This window comes from Chryseobacterium mulctrae (assembly GCF_006175945.1).
Classification (GTDB): Bacteria; Bacteroidota; Bacteroidia; order Flavobacteriales; family Weeksellaceae; genus Chryseobacterium; species Chryseobacterium mulctrae.
In genome coordinates this window covers 271,469-284,090 of the sequence record NZ_VAJL01000001.1, presented here as the reverse complement: position 1 = coordinate 284,090, position 12,622 = coordinate 271,469, and the positions used below count along the sequence as shown (strand labels likewise).

11 protein-coding genes are annotated in these 12,622 nt (G+C 32.8%); 5 read left to right on the top strand and 6 right to left on the bottom strand.

What is annotated here, in order from left to right:
- The first annotated feature begins 114 nt into the window (after positions 1-114).
- Positions 115-1,761, top strand: a complete 1,647-nt coding sequence (locus FDY99_RS01240; protein WP_139418749.1) for an alpha/beta fold hydrolase — start codon at positions 115-117, stop codon at positions 1,759-1,761.
- A 5-nt stretch (positions 1,762-1,766) separates the two neighbouring features.
- Here the strand turns inward: FDY99_RS01240 and FDY99_RS01235 are convergent, their stop codons facing one another.
- Complete coding sequence (locus FDY99_RS01235; protein ID WP_139418748.1) at positions 1,767-3,368, bottom strand: S8 family serine peptidase; 1,602 nt, start codon at positions 3,366-3,368, stop codon at positions 1,767-1,769.
- Between the two features lie 162 nt (positions 3,369-3,530).
- On the opposite strand from FDY99_RS01235, the gene FDY99_RS01230 reads away from it, so the two are divergent.
- The 4 genes from FDY99_RS01230 to FDY99_RS01220 are packed head-to-tail and all read left to right on the top strand — an operon-like array spanning position 3,531 to position 6,600.
- The gene (locus FDY99_RS01230; RefSeq protein ID WP_139418747.1) at positions 3,531-4,655 is read left to right on the top strand and encodes a DegT/DnrJ/EryC1/StrS family aminotransferase; all 1,125 of its coding nucleotides are present in this window, start codon (positions 3,531-3,533) and stop codon (positions 4,653-4,655) included.
- The gene (locus tag FDY99_RS23235) at positions 4,656-5,099 is read left to right on the top strand and encodes a hypothetical protein (RefSeq protein ID WP_228448716.1); all 444 of its coding nucleotides are present in this window, start codon (positions 4,656-4,658) and stop codon (positions 5,097-5,099) included. It begins immediately after the preceding gene.
- 16 nt (positions 5,100-5,115) lie between these two features.
- Positions 5,116-6,138, top strand: a complete 1,023-nt coding sequence (gene galE, locus FDY99_RS01225; RefSeq protein WP_139418746.1) for a UDP-glucose 4-epimerase GalE — start codon at positions 5,116-5,118, stop codon at positions 6,136-6,138.
- A 27-nt stretch (positions 6,139-6,165) separates the two neighbouring features.
- Positions 6,166-6,600: an adenylyltransferase/cytidyltransferase family protein gene (locus tag FDY99_RS01220; protein WP_139418745.1), complete on the top strand. Its 435-nt coding sequence runs from the start codon at positions 6,166-6,168 to the stop codon at positions 6,598-6,600.
- Positions 6,601-6,656: 56 nt separating this feature from the next.
- On the opposite strand, the gene FDY99_RS01215 is transcribed toward FDY99_RS01220, so the two are convergent.
- The 5 genes from FDY99_RS01215 to pnuC form a co-directional block, all read right to left on the bottom strand.
- On the bottom strand, positions 6,657-9,239 hold the full coding sequence (locus FDY99_RS01215) for a TonB-dependent receptor domain-containing protein (RefSeq protein ID WP_139418744.1): 2,583 nt from the start codon (positions 9,237-9,239) through the stop codon (positions 6,657-6,659).
- A 167-nt stretch (positions 9,240-9,406) separates the two neighbouring features.
- Positions 9,407-10,432, bottom strand: coding sequence for an endolytic transglycosylase MltG (mltG, locus tag FDY99_RS01210; RefSeq protein ID WP_139418743.1), 1,026 nt, complete (start codon positions 10,430-10,432; stop codon positions 9,407-9,409).
- A gap of 35 nt (positions 10,433-10,467) precedes the next feature.
- Entirely contained in the window at positions 10,468-11,238 is a 771-nt protein-coding gene (dapF, locus tag FDY99_RS01205) for a diaminopimelate epimerase (protein ID WP_139418742.1), read from the bottom strand.
- Between the two features lie 90 nt (positions 11,239-11,328).
- Entirely contained in the window at positions 11,329-11,904 is a 576-nt protein-coding gene (locus FDY99_RS01200; protein WP_139418741.1) for a hypothetical protein, read from the bottom strand.
- Positions 11,901-12,578 (bottom strand): nicotinamide riboside transporter PnuC, encoded by a 678-nt coding sequence (gene pnuC / locus FDY99_RS01195; RefSeq protein ID WP_074230180.1) that lies wholly within the window; start codon positions 12,576-12,578, stop codon positions 11,901-11,903. The genes FDY99_RS01200 and pnuC overlap by 4 nt, the downstream gene beginning before the upstream one ends.
- Positions 12,579-12,622 lie beyond the last annotated feature (44 nt).

Genomic DNA, 12,622 nt, shown 5'->3' with positions numbered 1-12,622 from the left:
GTTCACTTTAACGTGATTATTTATATTATTTTTAACTAAACAAAGCTCAAATTTAATAGGATTTTATGAGTGATTGATAGGCGGATTTGAGATTTTTGCTTCAAAATTATTATCATGAAAAAGCCCAACTTTACATTACTTCTTTTTACCGCAGGTTTTTATTATTCACAAACCATTTCGGGAACTGTAATTTCTAAAAATGAAAATCAACCGGTTTCTTATGCCAAAATTGGTGTAGACAAAGAAAATATTGGGGTCATTACCGATGAAAACGGAAATTTTACAATCGATCTTTCTAAAGCAAATACTTCCAACAAAATTAAAGTCGAAGTTGCAGGATACGAACCTTTTACTGAAACTGTTGCCAATTTTGTGAAGCAAGATCAACAGAAGATTTATCTGAAAGAAAAAGTAAAAAACATTCAGGAGGTTGTTTTAAAAACTAAAAAATTAGTCGATAAAAATTGGGGAGTGAATACGAAGACTAAAAGTGTGATGTATTCGGTAAATCCGGAATTTAAAAAAGAAGATTTTTTAGGCGAAACAGCATTGGAATTTAAAGCGAGTAAAAAATCTAAAATCAAAAACATTAATCTTAATATTGCAAGTATTACAGCAGACCGACCTGTAATTATGCGGTATACGATTTATAATGAAAAGAATGGTTTGCCGAACGAAAGTATTTTGGATGAAGAAATCACGGTTGAATTAACAAAAGATAAAATTGTTGACGGAACTTTTACTTTGGATGTGAATGACAAAAATATTTGGGTTCAGGGAAAATTTTTTGTGGGAATTCAGTTTTTGAAAGAGTTTGAAGGTCGACTAAATATCAGTGCTGCGCTTTTCAGAACAGGATATATAAGAAAATTTTATGATGAATGGAAGAAAATGACCATTGCTGCTCCGGCCATAAATATTGATGTAAAAGTGGATAAAAATGCAAAAGATGAAAATAAGCACGAAGAATTGAGTGAGGAAAGTATTGCTTCTTTTTTTCCGGATGTAAGTACTTATCAGATCGCTTCTGAAGAAAGTGTGTACGGAAAAAATCTGGAAGTTGGAAAGATATTGAATCTTAAGAATGCAGATCTTTATTATGAAGTGTATGGTGAAGGTGAACCTCTTTTTTTACTTCACGGAAATTCGGGAAGTATAAAAGATTTTTATCAGCAGATTCCTGTGCTTTCAAAACAATATAAAGTGATTGTGATGGATACAAGAGCGCAAGGAAAAAGCATTGATAAAACTAAAAATGATCTAGATTATAAGATTTTTGCAGATGATGTAAAAGCTTTGGCTGATCATTTGGGATTACAAAAGATCAATATTGCAGGGTGGAGTGATGGCGGAAATACAGGATTAGAATTTGCTTTAATATATCCAAAGAATTTAAATCGATTGATTACAATTGGCGCAAATGCTTTTCCGGATGGTGTTGATCAGGAATTACTCAATAATTTTAATATTAAATATAAAGTGTTACAGCTTCAAAATAATCCTGAAAAACTGAATGAAAGAAGACTCCTGAAACTGATGTTGAAAGAACCGAATATCAGTGAAAAACAATTAAATAAAATTCAGAATAAAGTGTTGGTGATTGCTGGTGAAAAAGATGTCATCAAACAAAGCCATACCGAATTTTTGGCGAAACAAATGCCTAACTCAGAACTGAAAATCTATAAAGATACCACTCACATGATTCCTTTTGAAAATGCAGATCAGCTCAATCAGGATATTTTAGAATTTTTGAAACAATAATCTGATTATTGTTTCAAAAACTTTTCATAATATATTTTATCCTTAGTCTGGATTTTTAAATAATATGTTCCTTTTGCAAAATCTTCTACTTTGATGGATTTTTGAGCAGATTTTAAAATCATTCTTCCCAGATTATCGTAAACTTCGGTTGAAATAATTTGTGCTTCGGTTGCAATATTCAGGATGTTTTTTACTGGGTTTGGGAAGATTACTATCGTATTCTTTTTAACGAGTTCTGAAGTATTTAATGTAGAGTTATAAAAACTTCCAAAATTAAGAATTCCGTATCCCATTTGATCGTTGTGTGCAGGAAATAATGAAGCATTCTGTCTTAAGTTTGTTCTCATCAAATCTCTATTCATTCCCGGAAAAGCCTGAATTAAACAGGCAACTCCACCCGCTGCGATGGGCGTTGCAATGGATGTTCCCGAAACTGAGATGATCGTATTATTGTCTACTGTTGCAGATGAAGTTCCTCTTGTACTTGCATCTGGTTTTATCATTCCTAAAGAATTGGGACCGTAAGACGAAAATGCAGAAGCATTTCCTGCTGAATCTACCGAACCAATGCTGAAAACTTTAACATTGTCTGCCGGAGTTGTGATGTAATGCCAAGGAACTTCACCAGAATTTCCGGCTGCAATTAAAACAAAAATCCCTTTGTTTACAGCAATTTCGCTGGCTCTTCCAATGAAAGATTTTGTACCGTTCATGTCGTTGTAAGTGTAGCTGTATTTTGGGTCATCAAAATTATTGTATCCTAAAGAAGTTGTGATAATATCTACACCTTTTCTGTCGGCTTCTTCTGCAGCTTCAATCCAATATAATTCTTCTTCAGGAACTTCAACTGCTGAATTTTCACTACGGTAAAGATAAAAATCTGCATCGGGAGCAGAACCCACAAAAGTATCAGCAATATAACCGCCAATTGCTCCTAAAACCACTGTTCCGTGGCCATTTAGCGAAGGATTATAGATGTCCGTACCTTTTGAAACAAAATCATAACCGCCTTTTATTTTATTATTGGTCCATAATCTGGAAAATGCCGAACCTGTATTTACGGTCGGAAATCCTGTATCAATTACAGCGATTGTCACTCCAGTTCCGGTAAATCCGGCAAGATGGAGTGGTCTTAAATTGATTTGGTCGATTTGTTCTGAGCCTGAACCGTAATCAAAAACAGTCTGGTTTTTCTGAGTTGATTCAAAATCTGACCATTTATTGGTATTTTGAGTTTTTAAAACTAAAGAAGAATTTTTAGCAAAACTTTCTACTGATTGTACAAAAGGTTGTGTTTTAATTAAATTAACCTGCGCCTGATTGGCATTTACGGCAACACCATTCAGCCATTTTGAATAATCGGTGATCGTAAATCCTAAATTTTGTAGATTTTGAATATAAGATTGCTCGATGGGAGCGTCCTGATCATTTAATGCGATTCCCAATGCAGTACGTCTGTTGAGCGATTTTTGACTCAACTCAGAAAGTGGATTGGCATAAAATGCAGCTTTATTGGGTTTACCGGTAAAATAAACAAAAACAAGTTCAGTTTGTGCAAAAGAAGTGGAGTAACCTGCTAAAAAACAAAACAGTAAAAGTTTTTTCATCTAATAATTTTTTATAAAGATAAAACAAAATCAATAAAATTTTTGATAGCACTTTAAAATCCTTATTTTTACGAAAATATTCGTTTAAGAAATTGCTTTATTAGGAAAAATAAAATCTAAAACCTAAAAGCAATTTTACAAAACTTAAAAAATAAAATTTATATGAAAAAGATACAGATGGTTGACTTGCAGAGTCAGTATTACAAAATAAAAAATGATGTAGACAATGCGGTTTTAAATGTAATGGATTCTGCTGCTTTTATTAACGGACCGGAAGTGAAATCTTTCCAAAACGAAATGGAAACTTATTTAGATGTAAAACATGTAATTCCTTGCGCCAACGGTACTGATGCCTTGCAGATTGCTTTGATGGGTTTAGATTTACAGGAAGGAGACGAGGTAATCACCGCTGATTTTACTTTTGCAGCTACCGTTGAAGTTATTCATTTATTAAAACTAAAATCTGTATTGGTAGATGTAGATTACGATACTTTTACTATCTCAACAGAGGCGATAAAAAAAGCAATTACTCCTAAAACAAAGGCAATTATTCCGGTTCATATTTTCGGACAATGTGCGAATATGGAGGAGATTTTAAAAATTGCTGAAGAACATAATTTATTTTTGATTGAAGACAATGCACAGGCAATCGGTTCTCAATATACTTTTTCTAGTGGAGAAGTGAGACATGCAGGAACGATGTCTACTGTTGGAACAACTTCTTTTTTTCCATCTAAAAATTTAGGTTGTTACGGCGATGGTGGAGCAATTTTCACGAATAATGATGAGCTTGCTCACCGTTTAAGAGGAATTGTAAACCATGGAATGTATGAAAGATATTACCATGACGAAGTAGGGGTAAACTCAAGATTAGACAGTATCCAGGCTGCAATTTTAAGAAAAAAACTTCCGAATCTTGATTCTTACAACGATGCAAGAAGAAAAGCTGCTGATTATTATGACGAAGCTTTTGCCGGGAATGAAAATATCCTGACTCCGAAAAGATCTGAAAATTCAACTCATGTTTTTCATCAATATACTTTGAGAATTTTGAACGGAAAACGTAATGAATTACAAAAGTTCCTTACTGAAAAAGAAATTCCGGCGATGATTTATTACCCTGTTGCATTAAGAAAACAGAAAGCGTATTATCAGGAAAGCAATGATGCTGATTTTGTGAATACAGACAAGCTTTTGGATCAGGTAATTTCCCTTCCGATGCACACAGAATTGGATGAAGAGCAGTTGAAGTATATTACTGATGCTGTTTTGGAGTTTATGGGATAAATGAAAAAGAGAGTTTTTAAATATAAATTTGTTTATTGGATAATCCTTTCATTAAACATTATTTTATTCATTTCTTTTTCGATAGGTTTAATTAATAGAATTGAAACTGATAATTTTGATAATTCGATAGATGTATTTTCATTTGTTGCTATTATTATGATATGTATTTTGTCATTCACTTCTCTTATAATGTTTATAATAAAAAATAAAAATTCAATTATAACTTTTTCAGCAGTGTTGTTTTTAATACTTCTGATTATATCTTTTTTTCTCTTTTATTCAATATTCATTGTTAAAGATTTCGGTGAAAATTCTACAGATTTTTATACAGTACCTTTGGTGTATGGGATTATTTTAGGTATTTTATTTATTACGAATTACTTTAAGTTTAGAAAAGATATTAACGAACTTGAAATAGAGGAAATTGGACAAAACCAAAATTAAAAAACATAAATAAAAAATGGCAATATTAGTCACAGGCGGACTTGGATATATTGGTTCTCATACGGTTGTAGAACTAATCAATAATAACTTTGAAGTAATCATTGTTGATGATTTATCCAATTCGGAAAAATTTATTTTACATAATATTGAGGAAATTACAGGGAAGCGACCTATATTTTATCCTTTTGATCTGAAAAGAAAAGAACTTCTTAATCAGGTTTTTGATGCCCATGAAATTGAGGGTTGTATCAATTTTGCAGCTTTTAAAGCAGTTGGCGAAAGCCAGGAAAAACCAATTGATTATTACGAAAATAATTTGTTTTCTCTGATTAATATTCTTCAGGAATTTAAAACCAGAAAAATTTCGAACTTTATTTTCAGTTCATCTTGTACGGTTTACGGGCAGGCTGATGAAATGCCAATCGATGAAAATACTCCACTGAAAATGCCTGAAAGTGTTTATGGGAAGACAAAGCAAATGGGAGAAGAAATCTTAAAAGATTTTGCTAAATCTTATAAAAGTAAAATTGGCTTGTTAAGATATTTTAATCCAATTGGAGCGCATCCTTCAGCTTTGCTTGGGGAATTACCGATTGGAGTTCCCAATAATTTGGTTCCTTATGTGATGCAGACTGCAGCTGGAATTCGGGAAAAATTAAGTATTTGGGGAAATGATTATCCTACAGAAGACGGAACGCCAATTCGTGACTATATTTATGTTGTAGATCTAGCTAAAGCGCATGTTGCAGCTTTGAAAAGTTTGATAAGCAAAAATTCTGAAGAAACTGTAATTGATGTTTATAATCTGGGAACAGGAAAAGGGTCATCAGTTTTGGAAGTTGTACAGGCTTTTGAATCTGCAAATGAAGTTGCTGTACCTTATCAAATTTGCGATAGGAGAGAAGGTGATATTACAATCGCTTATGCCAATGCTGATAAAGCAGAAAGAGAACTCAACTGGAAGTCTGAAACTTCTTTGGAAGAAGCCTTGAAAACTGTTTGGGAATGGCAGAAATATTTAGAATCAAGAAAAAATTAATTTTAACTAAAATTACACACGAAAAATATGAAAACGGAAAGAATAGGAATTACATTTTCCTCGTTTGATCTTTTGCATGCAGGTCACATCAAAATGTTGGAAGAAGCTAAAACAGTCTGTGATTATCTTATTGTAGGTCTACAGATTGATCCGTCACATGACCGTCCTACAAAGAATAAACCTACACAAACAATTGTTGAGAGATATATTCAGTTGAAAGCAGTGAATGCAGTTGATGAAATCATTCCTTATTACACTGAGCAGGATTTAGAAGATATTTTAAAATCTTTTGTAATTGATGTAAGGATTATCGGAGACGATTATCTAGACCGTGATTTTACTGGAAAAAAATATTGTGAAGAAAAAGGCATTGAGATTTTTTATAATAAGAGAGATCACCGCTTTTCTTCAAGTGATTTAAGGAAAAGAATCTACGAAGCAGAAATGGCAAAATCTAAATAAATAAAAATCCCGAAAAATTAATTTTCGGGATTTTTTATAATTGATTGTAAATAATATTACATTGGTCCGCCTTGTTGGTCATCACCTGTAGCATTAGAATTTACATCTTTCTTTCTCTTCGGCTGCTCAATCTTTTCACCTTGCTTAAATCTGTAGGTTAAAGATACTGCAAACTGTCTTGGCTGCCATTGCATGTAAGATTCTCTGGTAAAGTTTTCACCATAAGTTGTAGATCTCATAGCTCTGGTGTTGAAAATATCTTGTACATTGAATGACAATGTTCCATTCCCTTTCCAAATCGTTTTAGAAGCTCCTAAATTTAAAGCATACATGTCTTTTCTATCCTGATAAGCAGTTTTCTGTCCACCTCTGTAGAAACCTTGCAACTGGAAACTGAATGTCTTGTCAATTTTGAATGTAGAAGTCAATCTAGCTCTTGTAGAGAAACCGCTACCCTTAAAATCTGCTGTTGCTACAATTGGGTTTCTATTATTATCCAATGTGTTATAAAGTATGCTACCTTTTGTTTTGTATCCGAATAAATCAACATTACCTAAAAACTTCAACCAACTTGTTGCATCCCAGTTAAAGTTTATATCTAAACCAAAACGGTCATCAGATCCTAAATTGATAGGTTTTGTATGGAAAACAATTCTTTCTATTTTTTCTTCGTCGGATAAATCTGGGAAATCAGGATTGTCAATTAATACTTTTTCATTATAAACCAGCATTTTTGTATCATCTGTCTGATGTCTATAATAAATAGTTGGATTGATCGTAAATTTCTTTTTAGAAATACTATAACCAAACTCGTAAGAATCAACATAAGACGGATTTAAATTGATATTTCCATCGAAGATATTTTGATTATCGTTATAGTTAGGATTAGGTATTAAAAAGAAAGATCTCGGTCTGTCTATTCTTCTTGTATAATTTAATAAGAACTGACTGTCTTTTGCTAATTCATAACTCAAATAAACACTTGGGAAAAGATTATTATAACTTTTTCTGGTTCTAATATCCTCATCTGCAGGATTTAGATTAGAGTAGTCAATATCAACATTAGAATATTCATTTCTTACACCTACCTGATAACTTAATTTACCAATTTTACTTTTAAATTGTAAATATCCTGCATTAAACATTTCTTTATACCTTGCTTCGTACGTATATGTTCCCAAGAAATTCAAAGTAGGAATTTTCACAGTACTTTCTCTTACATCGTTATCATAATCATTTTGATTAATATCAATTCTGTATCCAGCTTCGATTTTAGAATTTTCACCAATTGGTAGCTCATAATCTGCTTTACCGATTAATGTTTTGTTCTTCGTCGTTTGATTAATAATGTTTTGAAGTTCAAAGTTGCCATTATTTGTTTCATCAATATCGGTATCATTATATGATCTGTTGCTTTGTAAACTCAATGATAAAGAGATGTTTTGACCCTTATCATCAAATTTATGATCCAATCCTATATCTCCTTGAAATGCGAGATTATTATTAACACTGTTAGTCAATCTATTTCTGAAAGTATCGGGAGCGCTAAAAAGTTGGTTATTGTAAGTAACGTTACCAGAATTTTCGCTATCAAATGTTCTTACAGTTCCCGATAAGTTAAAAGAAGTTTTATCAGAAAAATCATAAACAATTCCTGCCGAAGCATTGTAGTTTTTATTTTGACTTTCACTAATATTCTCCTGGTTACTTTGAAGAGTACTTCCTATTTTGGTTACATTAGTAAAGTAATTGTCTGTTCTATTTGTATTTTTAGATTCACGGTAACCACCGCCACCGTTTAGAAACCAGGTAAGATTCCCTTTTCTCCAGCTTAAATTCGTATTTAAATTGGTTTGCGGTAAATATCCTAAAGTTCCGGTAACGCTACCGTTGAAACCTGTCTTTTTTGATTTCTTTAAAATAATATTTAAAATACCTGCAGTTCCGCTGGCTTCAAATTTTGAAGAAGGATTGGTAATTACTTCAATTCTTTCAATCTGATCGGCAGGAATACTTTGCAATGCATTGGCTCCGTCATCAATCCCAAGAAGGGCAGAAGGCTTTCCGTTAATTAAAAAACGAACGTTTGAGCTACCTCTCATCGAAACCGTTCCGTCTGTATCTACAGAAACTGATGGTACATTTGATAAAACATCCTGAAGATTACCTCCTTTACTTACAATATCTTGTGATGGATCGTATGTTCTTTTATCCAGCTCAACTTTATAAGGTTTTGCAGTTGCTGTAATCACAACTCCCTGAATATCCTGAGTTTTTAAATTGGTACTTGTTGCTTCAGGTTCTATAGAAAGCGCACCAATACTTCCAGCTGTAGTAATTTGCTTATTAATAATGCTTTTCTTGTAATCGATTGCTTCTACTGTGATATCGTAGTTACCCGGAGTAAGGTCTAGTTTATAGTTTCCTTTTTCGTCTGTGAGAGTAGCGTCACTCAACAGTTTACTTGCTTTATTACTGAAAGTTACAGAAGCATAAGCAACAGGTTGGTTGCTTTTATCAACCACAGTTCCTGAAACTCCCACTTTATCCTGAGCAAAAGCAAAAGCTGCTGCAGATAAAACAAAAGTAAGCCCTAAGGTTTTTTTTGTGAAAATACTGATTATTTCCGTCTGATTCATAAGGTATTCTTTAGATAAAATTGTAATAAGAAGGTTTTAATTTTATTAATTTATTAAAGACTTTAAAAGTACAATTTTACGATTCGTTTATTATTTTTAATAGATATGTCGCCTTTGAGAGCTAAATGTTAATTATTAATTTGTTAAAATAAAGTTAAATATGTTTATTATTTAATATTTTTCGAGTTCAGCCAATCCTGATACGCTTTTGCATTGATAACATGTTGCTCTGCACTTGCCGTAAATTTGTGAAACCCGAATCTTTCAGGATCTGCACACATGAAAATATAATCGTGTTTTTCAGGGCTTAAAACTGCATCCACAGAATTTTTATCTACCACACAAATCGGTCCCGGAGGAATTCCTGCATTAGCATAAGTATTGTAAGGCGATGGAGTAGAAAGGTGCTTATAAAAAACTCTTTTAATAGATTCTTTAAAGTTGGTCTGTTTGTTTATTGCGTAAATAACCGTTGGGTCAGATTGCAGTTTCATTCCTTTTTTATATCTGTTTAAATATAAACCGGCAATGGTTTTCATTTCGTCAGGTTTTCCGCCCGATTCTTTGTAAACAATAGATGCCAAAGCATAGATTTGATCTCTTGTTAAACCAGATTCTTGTTCTTTAGCCTTTCTTTCAGAAGTCCAGAATTCGTAGTACTGATTTTCAAATTTGTTGAAAAATTCTTTTGGAGTAACCGTCCAGAAAAAATTATATGTATCGATGAAGAAATATTTTTTTAGATCTTCAGCATTTTTATATCCTTTTTCAGAAGCTATTTTATCAAGATCGCTGACAAATTTTAATGAATCTAGCTCTGTTTTTTTGCTCACTTTTCCTACCATCTGATAAATATCTCCGAAATCACCAATTCTGAATGAATTTTCAGTCTGATTTCCGGCTTTTATCATATTTACCAATTTTGTATTGCTGGCTCCTTTTGCAAAATGATAACGACCTGGCTTGAAATATTCGTCCATGTTTTTATCTTTTGCAACCTCAACAAATGATTCTTTATTGTCAACATACGGACTAATAGAATCTAAGATCTGATTAAATTTCGCACCATGTGGTATCAAAACATATCCGTCTTTTGAGACATTGTTACCGTAATATTTACTGTAGAATTTTAAACCAAAAAATCCTGCTACTGCAAGAATAAGGAGTACGATAATGAGAATAGCTTTTTTCATTATGATTAAATAGATTAAAAGTTTTTATGTTTTTTCTAAAGAAGATCTACTTTTCCTTCGAAAACTTGTTTTGCAGGACCTTCAAGCCAAATTTGACGGAATGTGTCTCCATCTTTTTCAGCATAAACTTTAAGGTCACCACCCAACGTTTTAACTTTTATGGAGGTTAGATTGCTTTTTTTAAGAAAAGTTAAAGCAGAAGCTGTAACTCCCGTTCCACAACTGTAAGTTTCGTCCTCAACGCCTCGTTCATAGGTTCTTACAAAGATCTCATCATTAGAAATATTTTCAACAAAATTGACATTGATACCTTTTTCTTTATAATTTTCCGAATTTCGGATGCTGTTTCCTTCTGCAAAAACGTTGAAATTGGCAATGTCTTCTACATATTTAATATAATGAGGCGAACCTGTATCTAAAACAGAATCTTCACCGTCATTTGTGATTGACGTAACATCACTCATTTTTAGTTTTACAATGTTTCCGTTGATCTCGGCTTCGTGAGGTCCGTCAATAGCGGTAAAAGTTGTCGTATTATTTTTAAAGATCGAAAGAAAGTGAGCAAAAGCTACCGAACAACGCGCTCCGTTTCCGCAGAAGCTTTTGGAACCATCAGAATTGTAGTAATCAACTTCAAAATCTACACCTTCTGCCGTGTTTATCTTGATCAATCCGTCTGCGCCAATTCCAAAGCGACGGTCGCAAAGTTTTTGAATATTTGTAACCGAAAGGTTATCCCACTCTCCTGAGCGATTATCTATCATTACAAAGTCGTTTCCTGTTCCCTGATATTTATAAAATTTCATAGTTTTTTTGTCTAAAATCAACCTGCAAAATTAATATAATTAAAACAAAAAACGAACAGCGATTGCTGTCCGTTTCATTATTTAGAATGATTATCTTCTTGATCCGCTTCTTTGAGGATTGTTATCAGAATTATTATTGTTCTGAGGCGTTGTCTGCGTATTGTTTCTGTAATTTCCGCTACTGTTTTGTGAAGGTTGCGGCTGATTTCTTACGCCACTGTTTCCCTGGCTTTGATTACGGAAACCTGAGTTACCTTGATTTCTCACTCCATTATTGGAATTATTTCTTGGTGGATTATTATTATACGTTCTCTGATTGTTGTTGTATCGGTAAGAATTATTTCCGTTACCAACTCCATTATTAGGTCTCTGAGTTCCTGTGACGTTTCCTACAGCTCCTGAATTACGTTGTATGTAGACTTTATTTCTGTTATTTCCGTAATAATAAGGTACTCCGTTGTCATAATAATATCTCATATCGTTTCTATAATAATATCCGTCGTTACCATAATAACCACCGGAACCATAATATCCTGAAGGAGCATAATAATATCCGTTATCATAATATGGATCTCCGTAAGCACCGTAATTATCACTGTAAACGGCACATGATGTTAAACTGAAGCCGAGTAGAAGACCCGCTGTTATTTTTAATATATTTTTCATAATTGTACTGTATTTTTTTCTTTAAAACTTTTTTTCCAGCTGACATATCCTAAGATTGCCATTATCGTAAATACCAAATATTGAACCGAAGTTATTCCGTATCCTTTATAAATATACATCGGGATAGAAATAAGATCCCCCAAAATCCAGAAAAACCAACTCTCAATGCGTCTTTTCGCCATCAACCACATTCCGACCAAAAATACAGAAGTTGTAAAAACATCCAGCCAATTTGCCCAATCGAGATGATATAAACCAAACTCTATATTTTCCAGAGAAAAATGATTATCGATGTAAGGTTTGTAGTAATAAATAATCATTACTAAAAAAATACTCAGGATGAAAAGTATTGCTGCCATCATCCATTCTTTCTTTTTTGCCCACGAAACTTCTACGTGAATTTGGTCTTCAGAATTTTTATTCCACAAAATCCATCCATAAACACTCATCACAGAATAATAAACATTAATCATACAATCTCCCAGTAAACCTGCGATAAAAAGAAGGTAAACATAGATGATGGTAGAAACAATTCCTGTAGGATAAACCCAAATGTTCTTTTTAATCGAAAAAAATACACTCATAATTCCTAGAACAGTGGCAAAACCTTCAAGGAAAATTTGCAGATTAGTGTATGTTTCGTAGGGTTTTATGAAGAGATCATAGATATTCATGGCTTCAAAAATAAGCAAAAAACATTGCATTTTAAAATACATTA